Consider the following 19566-nt stretch of genomic DNA (forward strand, 5'->3'; position numbering starts at 1 on the left):
GAACGTATGTTTACCACCGGGGCCTGCGCAGGCCCCGGCTTACTGATCCAGTAATTTTACGCCGCCCCTCGCTGCGTAAAGCGACAAAACAGTGGCGGCTGGTAATGGAGCAGTGTCAGAGACATGGTCATCCCTTCTGTTCCCCCCATCCTTGATTGATTTTCTTTATTCAATGCCAGCGCCGCTGCTCCTGTTTTTCGCTTCATATCAGGCAGCTTCCACGACGGTTAAGTGTTTTTCTTTTCCACATGCCCGAGCTCTTTATCCGGGAAGCAGTAATCCCGCACGCGGCGTTTCAACTCTGCCGCATCCGGAAAACCGCCATCCGTTTTACGGTCCCAGATAACTTGACCATCAATATCAATGGTAAAAATACCGCCAGTGCCCGGCACCAGGGTAACGGAACCTAAGTCGGTATTAAAACTGTGGAGGAGTTCCTGCGCCATCCAGCAAGCGCGGAGCATCCAGTTGCACTGGGAGCAGTACTGTAAGGTGATAGCGGGTTTGGTCTGCATATTCATGTTAACCGGCAAGTGTAAACGTTGGCTTAGTGTAGACAAAAGAGTGCGCAAAGCGTGAAGGAATTGTGAAGTTGTTGCAACTGATAATTATTATCATTATTATTCACGTCAAGATAAAGAGCGAATCAGTGTGTCTTGTGCTGACATTATCCGCTCAATAATAAACTGGAAGCACGGTGGGCCTGATACTAATAAATTCTAAGGCTTGCAAATTATGGGTACATCGCAACTTTCCCGGGCACCGTTTCGCAAGAGCGCCCTGGTGACTTCACTGCTCGCAGCACTGTATCAGACCACGGCTATGGCGGCTGATACTCACGTCAAACAGACCACCGCGACCGATACCCGGCAGGATAATGCCGAGGAGATCGTTGTCAGCGCACCGGCGCCAGTACTGAAAGAGGGCAGCAGCCATACGGTGAGCGCGGAGGAGCTACAAAACAAAGGCGCCAACGACTTTGGCTCAGTCATGCGCTATGAACCGCTTATTAGCGCAACCGGCGCAAGCGGCGGTTCCGGCAATGGCAAAAGCGGCTTCGACCGTGGCGGTTATACCGGATACAACATTCGCGGGCTGGAAAGCAACCGTGTCGGTATCGATGTTGACGGAATAGCGCAACCCGACGCCACCGGGCGTAGTTACGTCAGCCGTGCCGGTCTGAACACCTTTGGTATTGGCCGCGATTATATCGACCCGTATATGTACGGTGGGATTGATATCCAGTCTGGCGCCACCTCCACCGAAACCGCTAACACCTCTATCGGCGGCAACGTCTCGTTCCAGCCGAAATCAGCGGACAATTATCTGCATGCGGGTAAGCAGTCTTACTTTGGTTATCAGACGGACTATGATTCTGCCGATCGCAGCTGGCACAATGGCCTGACGGCGGCGGGCGGCGATGAAACCCTGCGCGGTATCTTTGTCTACAGCCGCCGCGACGGTCAGCAGACCCGCAACAACAGCGGCACCATTGACGCCTACCCGGCCAACTGGCACTCCGATGCGATGCTCACTTCCGGTATCTGGCAGCCGAATGATAAGCACAAATTTACCGGTACGTTCGATTACTACCACAAAACCAATCACACCCATTACGATGCGTGGAATAGCGCGGGCAGCTCCATTATTGGTAATGCCAGCCAGACCAGCCAGACGCGCCGCTGGGGACTCAGCCTGAAAGATGACTGGACGCCGGAGAATGCCTGGCTGGACAGCATGTCCACCAAAATATACTACCAGTATACCGAAGCCCACGACTGGACGTACATGCCGGACAGCACCACGCTGTCGATGGAGACGGTCAATTCAAACTATGACACCGATACCTGGGGCATCACCAACGCACTGACGAAAGCCCTCGGGCGCCATGATTTGAGCGCGGGTTTCAACGCCAGCGCCAGCAAAACGCAGCGTCCGTTCAGTCAGTCGCCAGTACCGGGTATATTCAGCGAAATCATGCAGCCGGAAGCGGATAGCCGTGGCTACACGCTGGGTGCATTCGCTCAGGATCAGATTAATTTCGATCTTGCCGACCGTAACTTTGCGATTATCCCTGGCGTGCGCGTTGTGCATCAGTCGACGAAACCGGATAACCTCACCAGCCTGACCACCAACAGCCCGGTGCTGAATGAGTCCGACGTTGCCACGCTGTATGGCAAAAATGCGGATACCCAGTGGCTGCCGTCCCTGACCTTCCGCTACGATCTGACCCCGCGTCTGATGACCTATCTGCAATATAAACGCGGGGCGGAATTCCCCAACGCCAGCCAGCTCTACGGCTCCTGGAACCTGGGTTCAAACTATGCAGGGCGCGGGCAGTATGCACTGGTTGGTAATACCGACCTTAAAACCGAAACCAGCGATAACCTCGAATGGGGGATGAAGGGCGAGGTGGTGGAAGGGGTTACTCTGCGTACCGCGCTTTTCTACAACACCTATAAGAACTTTATCGCCTATACCCGTTACACCCGTGCCGGGAACCCGGACAAGTTCACCCGCATACCGTCCAATATTTACACCACGTATCAGGCAGAAAATCGCGATAAAGCCTGGATCTATGGCGGTGAAATCAGCGCCAGATTCAACATCGGCAGCTGGTTTGAAGAGGTCAACGGCCTGAGCGCAACGCTGGCATACGGCTACACGCAAGGCCAGTCGAAATCGAGTTACCTGGGCGATAAATATATAGACCTTGATAGCGTCGCGCCGATGAAAGCCATCGCTGGCCTGGCCTGGGATGACCCGGCAAAACGTTATGGCACCGCGCTGACCGCCACCTTCGTGAAAGGCAAACAGGCGACGGCCACCACCCGTGAATCCTACAGCAATAACGGCTCGTCCCTTGGCGAATCCAGCACCGAATATATGCGCGTGCCGGGCTACGGTCTGCTGGACTGGACCGCCTACTGGCAGGTGGCGAAAAACGTCAAACTGCACGGCGGCGTCTACAACATCACCGATCGCAAATACCGGGATTATCTCAACAGCCGTACCCAGGAAGAGACCACCCGACAGGATGCTTATGACAAAGCGCTGGCCGTGATGCCCGGCCGTACATGGCAACTGGGCGTGAACGTCGATTTTTAATTTCTTTCACTTAACCTGCCCTCCGGCCTGTGCGCCGGAGGATTCACAGAACAAAGGAAGTAGATACATGACCCATTCATCGCACAATCACGCTGACCTCTGGCAGCAGTATCAGGCGCTCAAAATCGCGACACCGGGTAAATACGCGCGCGACATTGCCACTGAGATGGGGATGAGCGAAACGGAACTCACGCTTGCCCGCACTGGGCATGACGCCACCGCGCTGACCCATGACGCACGCGAGATCCTGAGCGCACTGGAGCTGGTGGGGGAAACTAAGTGCATCTGCCGCAATGAATATGCGGTTCACGAACATCTGGGCAGTTTTACCAACCTGCATATCAGTGAGCGTGCCGGTCTGGTACTGAACCCACGGGCGCTGGATTTGCGCCTGTTTATCAGCCAGTGGGCCAGCGCCTTTTTTGTGCGTGAAGCGAGCGCACGCGGGGAGCGCCAGAGCATTCAGTTCTTTGACCATCAGGGCGATGCAGTGCTGAAAGTATATGCCACGGAACAGACCGATCGCGCCGCGTGGAATGACGTGGTCGCCCGTTTTCGCGCCCCGCACGCGCAGCCGTTAGCGCTGCAACCCGTAGACGTCCCCCATTACGCGCAGGATGCCGACGGCGCGGCGCTGGATAAAGCCTGGCGCGCCATGACCGATGTGCACCAGTTCTTTGGCCTGCTAAAACAACACAATATTTCACGCCAGCAGGCCTTCCGCCTGGTGGGGGATGATCTCGCCACACGCGTGGCGAACGATGCGCTGTCGCAACTGCTGGAAAACGTGCTGCAGGATGGCAACGAAATCATGATTTTCGTCGGTAATCGCGGCTGCGTGCAGATCTTCACCGGGACCCTGGAAAACGTGACGCCGATGAAAGGCTGGATCAATATTTTCAACCCTGCCTTCACACTGCATCTGCGCGAAGAGGCCATCGCCGAAAGCTGGATCACCCGTAAGCCAACCGCCGACGGGCATGTTACCAGTCTTGAGCTGTTTGCCGCCGATGGTACGCAAATTGCCCAGTTGTACGGTCAGCGCAGCGAAGGCCAGCCGGAACAGATCCAGTGGCGCTCGCAGGTTGACGCGCTGGCAGAGAAAGGAAAAGCGGCATGAAAAAACTTCTCTTTCTCCTGGCGGCGCTGCCGCTGATGGCCAGCGCCGCCGCTGAACGGATTATCACGCTTGGCGGTGATGTCACCGAAATTGCCTGGGCTTTGGGGGCAGGGCCGCAGATGGTTGCGCGTGACAGCACCAGCACCTGGCCTGACGAAGTACAACAACTTCCCGACGTGGGTTATGTGCGCCAGTTGAATGCCGAAGGTATCCTCTCGCTGCGCCCGACCCTCGTACTGGCAAGCATCCAGGCGCAGCCCTCGCTGGTGCTGGACAAAGTGGCTGAGAACAAGGTGAAACTGGTGAGCATTCCTGGCGGTTATGACGTGGCGGCCATTAATAAGAAAGTGGATGTTGTCGCCGCTGCCATCGGGAAAACCGCCGAAGGGGCCGCCCTGCGTAACAAGCTGGATGGCGAAATCGCCGCGTTACCGACGCAGCCGCTTAACAAGCGCGTACTGTTTATTCTCAGCCACGGCGGGATGGGGTCAATGGTGGCAGGGCAGGAAACCGCCGCAGACGGGGCGATCCGCGCCGTGGGTCTCACCAATGCCATGCAGGGCTTTAGCCACTACCGCAACCTCTCGCAAGAGGGCGTTATCGCCAGCAAACCGGATCTGGTGGTGATTTCTGCCGATGGCGTTAAAAGCATGGGCGGGGAAGAGAACCTGTGGAAACTCCCCGGTCTTGTGCAAACGCCCGCCGGGCGAAATAAGCAACTGCTTATTGTGGATGATATCGCGCTGCTCGGCTTTGGCGTTCGCACCCCCCAGGCGCTGAAAGCGCTGCGTGAGAAAGCGGAGCAATTGCCGTAATGCGCCATGTGACCTGCTACCTGTGGGGGCTGATAGTACTACTGGCTGGGGTGACACTGATGGCCAGTACGGTAGGGGCGATGTCAATTCCGCTTGCCAGCCTCTGGCACAGTGGTGATGAAGCGCTGCGCCAGATCTGGCTGACGATCCGTTTGCCGCGTGTGCTGCTGGCGCTGGTGGTGGGCGCATCGCTGGCGCTTTCCGGCTGCGTGATGCAGGGGCTGTTTCGTAATCCGCTGGCGGACCCGGGTTTGCTCGGTGTCAGCAGCGGTGCGGCACTGGCGGTGGCCTGCTGGCTGGTGCTGCCGCTGACGGTTCCCGCGCTGGTGGCTCTCTATGCCCCGATGCTGGCAGCCTTTCTCGGCAGCTTCGGGGTGATGCTGGTGATTTTCATCCTCAGCAAAACCCGCGACAGTTCACTTTCACGATTGTTACTGGTGGGTATTGCCATTAACGCCCTCTGCGTTGCGCTGGTAGGAATGCTGTCGTGGTTAAGCAACGATGCCCAGTTGCGCCAGCTCTCCCTGTGGGGCATGGGGGGACTCGGACAGGCGCAATGGCCAACGCTTGTTGTTGCCGCCACGCTGATAGTGCCGTCTGCTGCCGTGGTCTGGCGCGTGGCCGGACAGCTCAACCTGCTGCAACTGGGCGATGAAGAGGCGCATTACCTGGGCGTGAACGTACCGATGTTACAGCGGTTGCTGCTGCTGTGCAGCGCGCTACTGGTGGCCGCCAGCGTCGCCGTCAGCGGCATTATCAGCTTTATTGGCCTGGTGGTGCCGCACCTGATGCGCCTGTGGCTGGGGGCCGACCATCGGGCGCTGGTCCCGGGTTCACTGCTGGTTGGGGCCATACTTTTGCTGATTGCCGATACGATTGCCCGCACAGTGGTGGCGCCCGCAGAGATGCCGGTGGGGCTGCTCACCAGCGTGCTCGGTGCGCCGTGGTTCCTGTGGCTTATCTTTCGGCAGGGGAGGGAGAACCATGGTTAAGCGTTTAACGGCAGAACACCTCAATCTCTGGGTGGGCGCGCGCCAGTTGATTAACGATGTCTCGGTCACCCTTGATGCAGGGGAACTGGTGGCGCTGATTGGCCCCAATGGCGCGGGTAAATCAACGCTGCTGCGCCTGCTTACCGGTTTTTTGCCTGCCAGAGAAGGGCAATGTCTTCTGGATGGACGCCCGTTACGGGAGTGGCCGCCCGAGGCGCTCTCCCGTCAACGGGCGGTGATGCTGCAACAAACGCGGATGCAGTTTGACTGGCCGGTTGAGGGGGTTATCGCCATGGGGCGAGCGCCCTGGGGGACGCACAACGAAAGTGAGATTGTGCACAGCGTGATGGCGCTGACTGGTTGTCGCGAACTGGCGGGCCGCCGCTACAGCACCCTGTCCGGCGGGGAGCAGCAGCGCGTTCAACTGGCACGTAGCCTGGCGCAGCTCTGGCAGGACGAGGGGCCGCAGGGATGGCTGTTTCTGGATGAGCCTACCTCAGCGCTGGATCTCTACCATCAGCAGCAGTTGTTGCGCCTGATGAAGAGCCTGACCCGCAGCGGAAAGCTGCACGTTTGCGCAGTGCTCCACGACCTGAATCTGGCGGCGCTGTGGGCAGACCGGATTTTGCTGCTGCATGAGGGAAAACTGGTGGCGCAGGGCGCTGCGCAGTCAGTGATTCAGAAAGCGATCATCGAAAAATGGTACCAGGCGGATGTGCGGGTGGAACAGCATCCGCAAAGTGAAAAACCGTATCTCTTTTTGAGCGAGTAAATACCCGGCGAGGGAGCTCGCCGGGTTGTCGTTTATAGCAGGTCGAAACGGTCCAGGTTCATCACTTTCGTCCATGCGGCGACGAAGTCAGCGACAAATTTCTCTTTTGCATCGTCGCTGGCGTACACCTCGGCAAGCGCCCGCAGAATCGAGTTAGAACCAAATATCAGATCGGCACGGGTGGCGGTGTATTTCACTTCGCCGCTCGCCCGATCGCGGCCTTCAAACAGCTCAGCTTTCTCGTCAACCGGTTTCCATACGGTACGCATATCCAGCAGATTAACGAAGAAATCGGTGCTGAGCACGCCAACGCGATCGGTGAAGACACCATGCTTACTGCCGTCGTAGTTGGCCCCCAGCGCGCGCAGGCCACCGACCAGAACGGTCATTTCCGGTGCGGTCAGCGTTAGCTGTTGCGCCTTATCAATCAGCAGCGTTTCGGTCGGCATCTCATCCGCCACGCGGCGGTAGTTGCGAAAACCATCGGCCAGCGGCTCCATCCATTTAAACGACTCAACGTCGGTCTGATCCTGGCGGGCGTCAACGCGGCCCGGTGTGAACGGCACGCTGATTTTCACGCCGGCATCGGCAGCCGCAAGCTCAATACCCACGCAGCCTGCCAGCACAATGATGTCGGCCAGTGATGCTTTACCGGACGCCTGCTGAATACCCTGCAGTACCGGCAGTACTTTGACCGCGATAGCGTTCACTTCCCAGTCTTTCTGCGGCGCTAATGCCAGACGCGCACCGTTGGCGCCACCGCGTTTGTCGCCGCCACGGAAGGTGGACGCTGACGCCCAGGCAACGGAAACCAGCTCACTCACCGACAGCCCCGATTCGGCAATCGCCGTTTTCAGGCTGGCAATATCCAGATCGCCCGGTTTATGGACGGCAGCAGGCAGCGGATCCTGCCAAATCAGGTCTTCGCTCGGCACCTCAGGACCAATGTAGCGAGATTTCGGCCCCATATCGCGGTGGGTCAGTTTGAACCAGGCGCGGGCGAAGGCTTCATTAAAGGCCTGCGGATCGTTGAGGAAGCGACGGGAGATTTTTTCGAATTCCGGATCAAAACGCAGCGTCAGGTCTGTCACCAGCATGGTGGGTTTACGTTTTTTCTCCGGATGGAACGGGTCAGGAATAATGTCCGGCGCATCTTTCGCTTCAAACTGAATTGCCCCGGCCGGACTGCGGGTCTGCACCCATTCATATTTGAACAGATTCTCGAAGAAGTAGTTGCTCCACTGGGTCGGAGTTTGTGTCCACACCACTTCAAGGCCAGAGGTGATAGCGTCGGCGCCCGCACCGCTGCCATAGCTGCTTTGCCAGCCTAAGCCCTGAGATTCAATAGATGCCGCTTCCGGCTCGGCGCCCACATGGTCGGCGGAGGCTGCACCGTGGGTTTTACCCAGCGTATGACCGCCGGCAATCAGGGCGACAATCTCTTCATCGTTCATTCCCATATTGCCAAAGGTGGCGCGAATGGCAGCGCCGGCAGAGGTCGGCTCGCCGCTGGCGTTAGGGCCCTCCGGGTTAACGTAGATCAACCCCATTTCGGTGGCGCCGATAGCCTGTTGGGCCAGGCTTTCCGGGTGACGGTGCTCAAGCCAGTTCTTTTCATTACCCCAGTTTACGTCCAGGTCCGGTTCCCAGACATCTTCACGGCCTGCGCCGAAACCAAAGGTACGGAACCCGGCATTTTCCAGCGCCACGTTACCGGCAAGGATGATCAAATCACCCCAGGAGATCTTCTGCCCATATTTCTGTTTCACAGGCCACAGCAGGCGGCGCGCTTTGTCGAGACTCACGTTATCCGGCCAGGAGTTGAGCGGGGCGAAACGCTGTTGTCCACGTCCCGAACCGCCGCGCCCGTCAATGGTGCGATAGGTCCCGGCACTGTGCCAGGCCATACGAATGAACAGCCCGATATAGCTACCCCAGTCCGCAGGCCACCAGTCCTGAGAATCGGTCAGCACTTTTCTGATATCGGCTTTTAGCGCGGAATAGTCGAGTTTGTTGAACTCTTCGCGATAATTGAAGTTGTCGCCTAATGGATTGGAACGGTTGGAATGTTGATTAAGCAGGTCCACGCGCAATTGCTCTGGCCACCAGTCACGGTTGGTGGTGACGCTGCTTTTCTTCGCGGGTTTTGCGCCGCCTTCATGAAAAGGGCATTTGCCTGCGGAGGATTCCGGGGACGTATCTTCTGACATGCTCATATCTGGCTCCATTTGCACTAGTGAGTCTCGTTACGATATACACTGCTTGAAGTTAGAGGTATTTGAATGAATCTACAGATTTGATAGCCAATTCCTTTCTTATTAGTAGCACTGTTTGTAGGTATTTACAGTAAAAAACAGGCGTAACTGGCGCATCATTGATCAAGACCGGTACAGAGCAGTAATGCCCCGATCACAAGCGTGTGCATATTTTCGTAAAATCGCCATTTTTCAATGGCTGAAACGTGCGGCGCTCAACATCGGGGTGTCATAATTTTTTGTCAGTCTGTTGCGTCCTGATATGGACAAAAAAGGAAACCACAATGTCGCAACCGCTTTACGTATTCGATCTGGACAATACGCTGTTAGATGGCGATAGCAGCACGCTCCTGAGTCGTTTTCTGGTCCGCGAAGGTTATGTCAGCGACCCAAACTATTTGCCGCATGAAGAACAGCTGATGCTCGACTATGCGCGGGGGGAGATGGATCTTCAGGAATATGTTGCGCTGATCATGTCTCCGCTCACCGGGCTGAGCCGTGAGGTTGTTGATCAACAGGTGGCGCGCTGTGTACAGGCAGACATCCTCCCGCGTATTTACCCGCAGGCGCTTGCGCTTATCCGCACATTACAGGCGCAACATCGCCCGATACTGATTATCTCAGCCTCCGTCAGCCTGCTGGTGAAGGCGATCGCGTCTGTGCTGGGTATTGAGCACGCCATTGGCATTGAGGTCAAAATGGATAACGACCGCTACACCGGCGTCATCGATGGTCCCCCGAGCTATCAGGCGGGCAAAATTACCTGCCTTCATCACTGGCTGGCGTCACACCCGCAATGCACTGGTCCGCTGACGTTTTACACCGATTCAATTAATGACCTGCCCCTGTGCCTGCATGCTGACGACGTCTTTCTGGTCAATCCGTGCCCCCAACTGGCCGCGCAAGGAGAACAGCACCGTTGGCCGGTGCTGAACTGGCGGCTCGGCTAAACCGCTATGGTGCTTTATAGGCTGGAACCGGCTTCCCGGTGATATAGCGGCGTCGCAGCCAGGCGGACGCCGCATCCATTGCCATGACGACAGCCACCAGGATCAGGGTGATGAACATCACCACATCCCAGTTCCACAGGCGCATATTTTCCGCATAAATCAGGCCAATCCCGCCCGCGCCGACAAAGCCCAGCACCGCCGCCGACCGGGTATTGGATTCAATCTGATAAAGGCTGAGTGACAAAAAGGTCGGGAATGACTGGGTAAAGGTGCTAAAGCGGTGTTTTTGCAAACCGTTGGCCCCCACAGCCGTCAGCCCGCGCCCTGGTGAGCGGTCCACCGCTTCGTGGTTTTCTGCATACAGACGCCCCAGCAATCCGGTGTCCTGCATAATGATCGCCAGTACACCGGCAAGCGGCCCAAGCCCCACCGCCCTGACAAAGATAAGCCCCCAGATAGCCATATCAATGCCCCGTAACAGATCGAACAGACGACGCATCAAAAATGCCACCATCCCGGCGAAGCCGCCTTGCATAATATTCCGCGCGGCAAAGAAGGAGAGCAGCAGCGCGATAAAGGTTGCGGTCAGCGTACCGGCAAATACGATGGCGAGCGTAATGGCAATCTGGGTGAAGTAGTACCGAAACGGCCAGTGAATAAAGTCCTGCCAGACAAACATACGCAGGATGTAGCGGCTAATTTGCCTCATGCCGTCGAATGCCTGATCGACGGGGATGCCAAACCGGGCAAAAAACCAGACATAATAGAGCACTCCCGCCAGGACAATCAGACCAAGACGGCGCAGATAACGCCCTTGCGCCTGAAACAACGCCTTGTGTTGCTGGCGACTTAAGGCCACATCGGGTTCGTCCAGCCAGTGGCTCATTTTCCACCCTCCAGCACCCACTGGCGCAGACGGCCAGAAAGGGTATCCAGTACTGCGACCACGAAAATAATCAGCAGCAGCGTGATGCTGACCTGATCGTAGCGGTCGAGTTTGATATTGGTCATTAACTCCTGGCCGATGCCCCCTGAGCCCACCAGACCGAGAATGGTGGAGGAGCGGAAGTTGATCTCAAGGCGCATAAAGCCATAGGAGAGAAAAAGCGGTTTCACCTGCGGCCACAGGGCGAAGCGGACGCGCTGGAAATGGCTTGCGCCACAGGCGGCCAGACCACGCACGGGACGGTCATTAGCGCTCTCAATCGCTTCGTAGAACAGCTTGGTCAGACTCCCAACGGTATGCAGCGTGAGCGCCAGGAAGCCGGGGATCACGCCAATGCCAAAGGCCATCACAAAGATAACTGCCCACGCCAGCTCCGGCATAGTCCGTAAAAATGCCACCAGCGCACGGACAGCAAAACGCACCAGCGGCGGCGACCAGGTGTTTCCCGCCGCCAGAAATGCGAGTGCCGTTGCTGCGACAAACGATATCAGCGTAGCCGCCAGCGCCAGTTGCAGGGTTTCCTGAATAAGCGGGAGCTGAAAAGGCAGGCGATAGCCCCAGTAAGCCAGCGACCCTCTGGTGTGACTGTCGGCAAAAAGTGTGGACAGATGCAACGTCGGCACGGTCTCCAGCATATAGTCGAAAAAATTTGGCAGCGAATGCCAGATGGTGTTGAGGTTAAATTCCGCGGCGTTTCCGGCGGCAAAATAGAGTACAAGCAGCACCAGCGACCAGGTGATTGTGTCGCGTTTCTGGCGCATTCTGATGTTCTGGTAATACTGCTCAAAGGAGGTATTCGATCTGTTCATGGCTAACCGGTTACAGGCGGATATAACAATCGAACAAAAGCCCCGGACGCTCAGCCAGGGGCTCTATTTTCAACGCAAGCTGGCGTGAATTAACGTGCATTCACCAGTTCACGTTTCATATCGATAATCTGTTTGAAATCTTCCACGCTCCCCGGGCCGATATGCTGGGTGCCGCCCATGGCCTTGACAAAGCAGGCATGATTGTCGGTATCGAGTTTTTTGATAGCGGTAATCACTTTAGCCTTGAAGTCAGCTGGCAGGCTGTTGCTGACCAGGATAGGGCCGTTCGGGATTAGCGGTGATTTCCAGATAATGCGGATCTGCTTCATCAGATCAGGGTGATCCATACGAATCAGACGGTTAAATGCGCCCACGCTGTAGCCAGCGTTATAGTCACCGACCATCGATGTCCAGGTTACTGCGCCCGCGAACTGGTTATTCAGCACGCCCAGAATGTCCTGCTCGTGGCCGCCGGAGAAGGTGACGCTGGAGAAAAAGTTATTGTATTTATTATCAACATTACCGCCGAACTGCTGTTTGAACGTCTGGTTCGGGATCAGGAAACCTGAGGTGGAATCCGGGTCAGCGAAGCCGAACGCTTTGCCTTTCAGGTCTTCCAGTTTCTGATACGGGCTGTCTGCTTTGACGATAACCACAGAATAATAGCCGCGCGACTGATCTTTATCGTCCACGGCGATCCCCACAATATCCACCGCTTTCGGGTTGTTGATATAGACAGAGGCATAAGATGAAGGCGACATACTTAGCACCACGTCAACTTTCCCGCCCAATAGCCCCTGAATAACGCCAGAGTAGTCAGAGGAGTTACGCAATTTGGTGTCAACGCTCAGCTCCTTGTCCAGAAACTCCTTTACGCACTGGTTATCACCAATTTGCTGGGTGGCGTTCTGCCCGCCGAGGATACCCAGATTTAATTCCTTCGGTTGTTCAGCCGCGCCCACCTGCCACGCCAGCAGAAGACCTGTCATCAATGCCGATAAACGTAATGCGCCTGAAATTTGCTTTTTCATTGTCATTGCCTGTGTTGTCTCAATTGAAGGAAGAATTAATGCAGCTGACTGATTTCATCACCATAAAGAGTGTGCAAAACATCCTGCGTCAGCAGAGAAGGGGAGGCGTCAAAAACAATGCGTCCCTGTGAAACGCCGATAACGCGCGTGCAGTATTCCTTCACCAGCTCCACGGAATGCAGATTTACCATCACGCTGATTCCCTGTTCACTCACTTCACGCAGCACGCGCATAATGCGCTGCGTATTTTTAGGGTCCAGCGAGGCGACGGGTTCATCCGCCAGTAGAATCGAAGGGTTCTGAATTAAAGCCCGACAAATCGCCACGCGTTGCATCTGACCGCCGGAGAGCGTTTCCGCGCGTTGCAGCGCGTGCGGCAGCATGTTGAGCCACTCCAGCAGCGCAATAGCTTTCGCACGGTCTTCGGCGGTGAAGACTTTGAACAAGGATTTAAAGGTTGAGGTCTGGCTGAGCCTGCCCAGGAGTACGTTAGTCAGCACGTCGAGACGCGGCACCAGGCAAAAGTCCTGAAAAATCATGCCGCACTGGCTGCGCCACTGACTCAACTCGCGGCCTTTAAGACGGGAAACGTCACGGGGTGTACCGGCATCTGGGAAACTCAGGATTTCACCGGATGTCGCGCTGTGTGTTCCGTTAAGCACATGCAGCAGGGTGGACTTCCCGGCCCCGGAGCGGCCAATCACGCCGACCATCTCACCGCTGTGCAGGTCAAAGCTGATGTCCTGCAACACCGTCTGATGGTTGTTATAGGCTTTGCTTAAATTTCTGACGCTCAACACCTTATGCAGCGGGGCACTGTGCAAGTGGTGTGACAATGGCGCCAGGGTTTCCGGGAGTTCTGCCAGTGCACTGTTCATGTCTCATCCAGATTTATCACGAGGATGCCCAACATTAAGGGTATGGCGTGTGATCGTTTTATGATGAAACAGAGAACAAATAATGAACGGGAGAAAAGATGTCCTGCGCGTAAGCGCATTGAAAAGGTATCAAAAAGGAGAATTCAGGCCTGTCGTTGGGCCGCTGTAACGTCTGGACATTGCCCCCCGGAACGGCGCAACTGTATCCGGCTATATGCGCAGCGACGCGAAACGCACTATTCAGAATGTATAGATTTGTGCTCTTTTCTTGACGCCACGTTGACAAACATTTGCCTGGTCAGTAATTTCGTTTGTAATTATTGACCAGGCAAATACTATGAAAGACGTTGCAGAAACACCTAACCCGAAACTCCACCTTGGCTTGCTGATTCATCTGGCAAACCAGTTTAAAGATCAGCTTATCAGCCACTATTTTGCTGACACTGATATCACCGCTGCGCAATTTAAAGTCCTGATCAGTATCTACAAAGGTTTCAACAGCCCCCTCGAAGTCAGCAAAAATTTGCTGATGGATGCCGGGGCCATGAGCCGGATGCTCGAGCGGATGGTGAAGCGGGATCTGATCCTGCGAAACCCGAATCCGGAAGACAAACGTCAGGTCATTCTGGCGCTGACCGCGAAGGGGCAGGCTCTCTGCGATCGTTTTCAGAATGAGGCGCTGGCCTCGATTCTGAGTTCGCTCACTGCCCGTCTGACCCCGGAAGAGTCACGCCTGCTGGTACAACTGCTGATCAAAATGCTGCCAGACGAGGCCACCAAACCCCATCGTTAAGCTGTCCTGTATAAGGTTACGATAAAGATGCAAAATTCATCTGCACAACCGGAACGCGCGCCCAGTAAACGTAAGCGCAACTTCGCCATACTGCTGGTTCTCCTGGTGCTCATTGCGGCAGGGTGTCTGGCATGGTACTTCCTCTATGCCCGTTATTACGAAACCACTGACGATGCCTATGTCAATGCCAACCTCGTAACCCTGACCCCGCAAATTGCCGGAACGGTTACCCAGGTCGCCGTTGATGAAGGGGATTACGTCACCAAAGGCCAGCCGCTGGTATTACTCGACCCAAGCGACACGCAAATAGCGCTGCAACAGGCGGAAGCCAACCTGGCAAGTACTGTGCGTCAGGTTCGTGGTCTGTATAGCACCGCCGATAACTACCGCGCTCAGGTGGCGGCGAAAAAAGTGGCCCTGCAAACCGCGCAGAACGACTTCGCGCGGCGACAGAAGATTTTTGCCACCGGGGCGATTGCGGCAGAAGATATGTCTCACTATCGCGATGCCGTGGCCACCGCCCAGAGTGATTTAGCGGCGGCGCAACAGGCATTGAGTACCAACCTGGCGATGGTTGATGACACGGTCATCGACAGCCATCCGGAAATCAAAAGCGCGGTGGCGACGCTGCGTCAGCGCTATCTGGATAATGCCCGCAGTACCATTGTGGCGCCGGTAAGCGGCTTTGTGGCGAAACGCGCGGTACAACTGGGGATGCGTGTCGATTCCGGCACGACGTTGATGTCAATCGTGCCGCTGGATCAGGTGTGGGTGGATGCCAACTTCAAAGAGAGCCAGATGGACACTATGCGTCTGGGGCAGAAGGTGGTGCTGACCGCAGACCTGTACGGCGATAAAGTGGAATACCAGGGCACGATTGAGAGCTTAGGTATTGGTACGGGCAGCGCGTTCTCGTTGCTGCCTGCGCAGAACGCCAGCGGCAACTGGATCAAAATCGTTCAGCGTCTGCCGGTACGTATTACCCTCGACCCGCATGATATGGAGAAACATCCACTGCGTGTGGGGCTTTCGATGTTTGCCAAAGTGGATATCCGCGACACCGAAGGCCATCTGCAGCCGCAAAAAACGGTCGACGCGCCGCGCTTTACCACCGATGTATACCAGAACGCGCTGGATAAGGCCGATCAGATGGTGGCAAAAATCCTTCATGACAACAGTCAGGCCGTAGCGGCAAACAGCCGCTAAGTGAGGCGTTATGCAAGATAAGGCGGCGTTTACGCCCCCCAGCCTGCTGCTCGCCACTATTGCGCTGTCGCTGGCGACCTTCATGCAGGTGCTCGATACCACCATCGCTAACGTGGCGTTGCCGACCATCGCCGGCAACCTCGGCGTGAGCTCGGACCAGGGCACCTGGGTTATCACCTCGTTTGCGGTCTGCAATGCCATCGCGCTGCCGCTGACCGGATGGTTTACCCGGCGCTTTGGGCAACTAAAGCTGTTTGTCGGATCGGTTACATTGTTTACCCTGACCTCGTTCCTCTGTGGCTTTGCCCACAGCATGACCGAGCTGATTATCTTCCGCGCCTTACAGGGGTTTTTCGCAGGACCCATGTTTCCGATGTGCCAGACGCTGCTGTTGGTTATCTTCCCGACCACCAAACGCAGCATGGCGCTGGCGCTGTTATCGATGGTGACGGTGGTGGCGCCCATCGTCGGGCCGATTACCGGGGGGTGGATCACCGATAACTACTCCTGGCCGTGGATTTTCTATATCAACGTGCCGATCGGTATCTTTGCGGCCATCGTCGTATGGACGCAACTGCGTGAGCGTGAAGAGACCACCACGCACGCGCCCATTGATTACATCGGTATTATGCTGCTGGTGCTGGGCGTCGGCCTGCTGCAGGTTGTGCTGGATAAAGGCAACGATCTCGACTGGTTCTCGTCGACAGAGATCATTGTGATGTCGGTGATATCCGCTATCGCGCTGGTCTCCTTTGTGATTTGGGAACTGGGGGAGCGCCACCCGATTGTGAACCTGCGGTTGTTTGCCGATCGCAATTTCGCCATCGGCACCACCACGCTGATGCTCGGCTATGCGGCGTTCTTTGTCATCAACATCATTTTGCCGCAGTGGCTGCAAACCCAGATGGGTTACACCGCGATTTGGGCGGGGCTGGCGGCGGCGCCGATGGGCTTCCTGCCGCTGCTGCTCACCCCTATCGTTGGACGGTATGCCAACCGGGTCGATCTGCGTATTCTGGCATCGCTGTCGTTCCTGACCATGGGGGTGTCGTGCCTGCTTCGTGCGCAGTTCAACACCAGCGTTGATTTTCGTACTATCGCCGAAGTGCAGATGTTTATGGGGATTGGGGTGGCGCTGTTCTTTATGCCCATCACCACTATCGTGCTGTCAAACCTGCACGGCAATGAAGTAGCCGAAGGCTCCGGTCTGGCGACCTTCTTTCGCGTGCTGGGGGGCTCTTTTGCCTCGTCACTGACCACCTGGCTGTGGTCGCGGCGTGAGGTGTTTCACCATGCGAATCTGACAGAGAGCGTGTCGGTGTATCACCCGCCCGCCATGAATTATCTCAACAAGATGGGCGGTGTCACACAGCAGCATCTGGCCGCCGTGGATAAAACCATCGAACAGCAGGCCTATATGATGTCGACCATCGACTATTTCTGGCTGTTGGGTTGGGGCTTTATGGCGCTGGTGGTGATTATCTGGTTTGCGAAACCGCCATTTATTCGCGCCGGGGCGCCGGGAGCATCGCCTGCGGCGGGCCATTAATGAGAGTGGGGAAGGACGTTATGTTAGTGAGAAGGAGCGGTTCCGTTCACTACACAGCATTTTGAACGCGCAACCGCAGGGAGTGTAAAGGGGGCCGCGGTGGCCCCCTTTACCCGTTCAGGAAGGTGATCGTCACAGAGTTCGCCGGAGTTTTCGTGATCGGAGCCTGGGCCACTTAACTGACATGTACTGAATCATTCTCTGCATATCCCAGGCGCCAGAGCATTCATTAAACGAGAACTAAAACCACCGCCGGGCAAACTTCACGCGCTGGCTTACCACTTTTACAGGATTTTCTATGGCACCACTGTTGTCCGGTAACGATGGCCGTTTATTGCAGCATCGATCATTTGTCTCTTTCTGGCTGGCGCGCACCAGTTCAGGCTTCGGCTTTCAGATGCTTTCTATCATCGTTGGCTGGCAAATCTATTCGCAAACCCACAGTGCATTCTGGCTAGGCATGATAGGCCTGGTGCAGTTTTTTCCTTCCGTTATTCTCGCACTGCCCGCCGGGCATATCGCCGACCAGTTTGATCGCCGTCGGGTAGTGATGTTTGGTCAGGTGCTGGAGTGGTCAGCCATTGCGCTACTGGCCTGGCTGACCTGGAAGGGGGATGCCAGCGTGTGGGTGATCCTGTCGCTGATTTTTATTATCTCTTCGGCGAAAACGCTTGAATCACCGGCGATGATTTCGATGTTGCCCGCGCTGGTACCCACCTCGATTCTGCCACGCGCCACGGCCGCCAACGCGGTATCCGGCCAGGCGGCGCAGATAGTCGGGCCCGCGCTGGGCGGCTTTCTGTATGCGGCGGGGGCGGAGGTCGTTTATGCGGTGACCGCGGGGCTGTATCTGCTCTCGCTGATGCTGGTGCTGACGTTGCGCTATGAGCAGGCGCTGCCGCCACGCACCCCACCGACGCTCTCCTCACTGTTTGCCGGCGTCGATTTTATCCGTAAGCGTCCGGATGTCTTAGGGGTTATCTCCCTCGATCTCTTCGCCGTCCTGCTGGGTGGGGCGACGGCGCTGTTGCCAATTTTTGCTCACGATGTGCTGCACACCGGTCCCATAGGTCTGGGCGTGTTGCGCAGTGCCCCTGCCGTGGGAGCGTTGCTAATGGGTTTCTGGTTAAGCCATCGTACGCTTAAGCGCAATGTCGGGATGATAATGTTTATGAGCGTGGCGGGATTCGGTGTCGCCACGCTGGTCTTCGCCCTCTCCAGCTGGATGTGGCTTTCTCTGCTGGCGCTTTTTGCGCTGGGCGGTTGTGATATGGTCAGCATGGTCATTCGCGGCTCGCTGGTACAACTCGACACGCCGGATGAGATGCGCGGTCGCGTAAACGCGGTGAACTCGATTTTTATCAACACTTCAAATCAACTGGGTGAGTTTGAATCCGGGATGCTCGCCGCCTGGCTTGGCGCCGTGCCTGCTGCGGCCATTGGCGGTATCGGTACGCTGGTGGTGGTAGCGCTGTGGATGAAGTGGTTCCCCAATCTGCGCAAGCGCCAGCGGCTGGAAAGCGGGACGTAAGACAAAGCGAGGGCAACTTAGTGGCAGATTGCCCGCGCATGATGCGACGCCAGTTGCTATCTTTTCCTGACGGGAGAACCGATTACGCGGATTTGCAGACAGGAGAAGCTCATGCCAGATGAAACGTTACCCACCCTGCGTTTTGCCATCAATGCCGGTAATGCTGTGTTGGCTTCATTGACGCCTGACGGTCAGCCAGCAGGCATCACCGTCGAACTGGCAAAGAATATCGCCCGCCATCTGCATTGTCGTCCCCGGTTCATCACTTACCCTGCCGCCGGTAAAGTGGTTGAAGATGCAGGCAGGGACATCTGGGATATTGCGTTTCTGGCAATAGATCCAAAACGGGAGGATCTGCTGCGCTTTACGTCTCCCTACATCACCATTAAAGGCACCTTGATGGTGCGCGAACAGAGCGACTGGCAAAGCGTAAGCGAAATGGATAGGCCTGGCGTCGTCATTAATGTGGGTAAGAATGCGGCCTATGACCTCTGGCTTTCCCGTGAGTTACATCATGCAACGCTGAACCGTCTTTCCTCCTCTCAGGCGGCGATTGATGCTTTTTTAGCGGGGGAAGGTGAGATGGTCGCCGGGATTCGTCAGCCGCTGGAGGCTGCGGCCCACGCCACTCCGGGCTTTCGGGTGTTGCCTGATGATTTCACCGAGATTCAACAGGCTGTCTGCGTGGCAAAAGCCGATGATCGGTACTTTGACGCCATTACAGAATTGCTGGCCCGGTTGCGTGAAGACAACACCCTGTCAGACATCATTACCAGGCATCTGCGTCAGTAGTCTTAAGCCTGTAAAAAAA

Annotated in this window: 18 protein-coding genes; 11 read left to right on the top strand and 7 right to left on the bottom strand. The window is 56.2% G+C overall.

The window, feature by feature from the left end; genetic code table 11:
- Positions 1 to 56: 56 nt before the first annotated feature.
- Positions 57 to 206 carry a hypothetical protein gene (locus tag AAIG39_RS12500; protein ID WP_343193978.1) on the bottom strand — a complete coding sequence of 50 codons (150 nt, stop codon included), beginning with the start codon at positions 204 to 206 and terminating at the stop codon, positions 57 to 59.
- Between the two features lie 21 nt (positions 207 to 227).
- Positions 228 to 515, bottom strand: a complete 288-nt coding sequence (locus tag AAIG39_RS12505) for an Rdx family protein (RefSeq protein ID WP_343194078.1) — start codon at positions 513 to 515, stop codon at positions 228 to 230.
- Between the two features lie 220 nt (positions 516 to 735).
- Between AAIG39_RS12505 and AAIG39_RS12510 the strand changes: the two genes are divergently transcribed.
- The 5 genes from AAIG39_RS12510 (at position 736) to AAIG39_RS12530 (ending at position 6807) form a co-directional block, all read left to right on the top strand.
- Positions 736 to 3108 (top strand): TonB-dependent receptor domain-containing protein, encoded by a 2373-nt coding sequence (locus tag AAIG39_RS12510; RefSeq protein WP_343193979.1) that lies wholly within the window; start codon positions 736 to 738, stop codon positions 3106 to 3108.
- A gap of 67 nt (positions 3109 to 3175) precedes the next feature.
- On the top strand, positions 3176 to 4228 hold the full coding sequence (locus AAIG39_RS12515; protein WP_343193980.1) for a hemin-degrading factor: 1053 nt from the start codon (positions 3176 to 3178) through the stop codon (positions 4226 to 4228).
- The gene (locus tag AAIG39_RS12520) at positions 4225 to 5043 is read left to right on the top strand and encodes a heme/hemin ABC transporter substrate-binding protein (protein ID WP_343193981.1); all 819 of its coding nucleotides are present in this window, start codon (positions 4225 to 4227) and stop codon (positions 5041 to 5043) included. Before AAIG39_RS12515 ends, AAIG39_RS12520 begins: the two co-directional genes overlap by 4 nt.
- Complete coding sequence (locus AAIG39_RS12525) at positions 5043 to 6035, top strand: FecCD family ABC transporter permease (protein ID WP_343193982.1); 993 nt, start codon at positions 5043 to 5045, stop codon at positions 6033 to 6035. Before AAIG39_RS12520 ends, AAIG39_RS12525 begins: the two co-directional genes overlap by 1 nt.
- The gene (locus AAIG39_RS12530) at positions 6028 to 6807 is read left to right on the top strand and encodes a heme ABC transporter ATP-binding protein (protein ID WP_343193983.1); all 780 of its coding nucleotides are present in this window, start codon (positions 6028 to 6030) and stop codon (positions 6805 to 6807) included. Before AAIG39_RS12525 ends, AAIG39_RS12530 begins: the two co-directional genes overlap by 8 nt.
- A 32-nt stretch (positions 6808 to 6839) precedes the next feature.
- Here the strand turns inward: AAIG39_RS12530 and katG are convergent, their stop codons facing one another.
- Positions 6840 to 9023 (bottom strand): catalase/peroxidase HPI, encoded by a 2184-nt coding sequence (gene katG / locus AAIG39_RS12535; RefSeq protein ID WP_343193984.1) that lies wholly within the window; start codon positions 9021 to 9023, stop codon positions 6840 to 6842.
- A gap of 323 nt (positions 9024 to 9346) precedes the next feature.
- Between katG and AAIG39_RS12540 the strand changes: the two genes are divergently transcribed.
- Positions 9347 to 10012, top strand: a complete 666-nt coding sequence (locus tag AAIG39_RS12540; protein ID WP_343193985.1) for an HAD family hydrolase — start codon at positions 9347 to 9349, stop codon at positions 10010 to 10012.
- A 4-nt stretch (positions 10013 to 10016) separates the two neighbouring features.
- Here the strand turns inward: AAIG39_RS12540 and phnE (AAIG39_RS12545) are convergent, their stop codons facing one another.
- From phnE (AAIG39_RS12545) to phnC, 4 genes are all read right to left on the bottom strand, one after another.
- Positions 10017 to 10898 carry a phosphonate ABC transporter, permease protein PhnE gene (phnE, locus tag AAIG39_RS12545; RefSeq protein WP_343193986.1) on the bottom strand — a complete coding sequence of 294 codons (882 nt, stop codon included), beginning with the start codon at positions 10896 to 10898 and terminating at the stop codon, positions 10017 to 10019.
- Positions 10895 to 11767 carry a phosphonate ABC transporter, permease protein PhnE gene (gene phnE, locus AAIG39_RS12550; protein WP_343193987.1) on the bottom strand — a complete coding sequence of 291 codons (873 nt, stop codon included), beginning with the start codon at positions 11765 to 11767 and terminating at the stop codon, positions 10895 to 10897. The genes phnE (AAIG39_RS12545) and phnE (AAIG39_RS12550) overlap by 4 nt, the downstream gene beginning before the upstream one ends.
- 89 nt (positions 11768 to 11856) lie before the next feature.
- Positions 11857 to 12798 carry a phosphonate ABC transporter substrate-binding protein gene (phnD, locus tag AAIG39_RS12555; RefSeq protein ID WP_343193988.1) on the bottom strand — a complete coding sequence of 314 codons (942 nt, stop codon included), beginning with the start codon at positions 12796 to 12798 and terminating at the stop codon, positions 11857 to 11859.
- Between the two features lie 35 nt (positions 12799 to 12833).
- The gene (gene phnC, locus AAIG39_RS12560) at positions 12834 to 13676 is read right to left on the bottom strand and encodes a phosphonate ABC transporter ATP-binding protein (RefSeq protein ID WP_343193989.1); all 843 of its coding nucleotides are present in this window, start codon (positions 13674 to 13676) and stop codon (positions 12834 to 12836) included.
- Between the two features lie 337 nt (positions 13677 to 14013).
- On the opposite strand from phnC, the gene AAIG39_RS12565 reads away from it, so the two are divergent.
- From AAIG39_RS12565 to AAIG39_RS12585, 5 genes are all read left to right on the top strand, one after another.
- Positions 14014 to 14469, top strand: a complete 456-nt coding sequence (locus AAIG39_RS12565) for a MarR family transcriptional regulator (RefSeq protein WP_090085050.1) — start codon at positions 14014 to 14016, stop codon at positions 14467 to 14469.
- Positions 14470 to 14496: 27 nt separating this feature from the next.
- Positions 14497 to 15675, top strand: a complete 1179-nt coding sequence (locus AAIG39_RS12570; protein ID WP_343193990.1) for an efflux RND transporter periplasmic adaptor subunit — start codon at positions 14497 to 14499, stop codon at positions 15673 to 15675.
- Positions 15676 to 15685: 10 nt separating this feature from the next.
- Positions 15686 to 17224, top strand: a complete 1539-nt coding sequence (locus tag AAIG39_RS12575) for a DHA2 family efflux MFS transporter permease subunit (protein ID WP_343193991.1) — start codon at positions 15686 to 15688, stop codon at positions 17222 to 17224.
- A 298-nt stretch (positions 17225 to 17522) separates the two neighbouring features.
- Positions 17523 to 18755 carry an MFS transporter gene (locus AAIG39_RS12580; RefSeq protein ID WP_343193992.1) on the top strand — a complete coding sequence of 411 codons (1233 nt, stop codon included), beginning with the start codon at positions 17523 to 17525 and terminating at the stop codon, positions 18753 to 18755.
- A gap of 111 nt (positions 18756 to 18866) precedes the next feature.
- A complete protein-coding gene (locus AAIG39_RS12585; protein WP_343193993.1) occupies positions 18867 to 19547 on the top strand; it encodes a transporter substrate-binding domain-containing protein in 681 nt (226 codons plus the stop codon).
- Positions 19548 to 19566: the final 19 nt, after the last annotated feature.

Origin of the sequence: Phytobacter palmae (assembly GCF_039409775.1) — a bacterium.
Classification (GTDB): domain Bacteria; phylum Pseudomonadota; class Gammaproteobacteria; order Enterobacterales; family Enterobacteriaceae; genus Phytobacter; species Phytobacter palmae.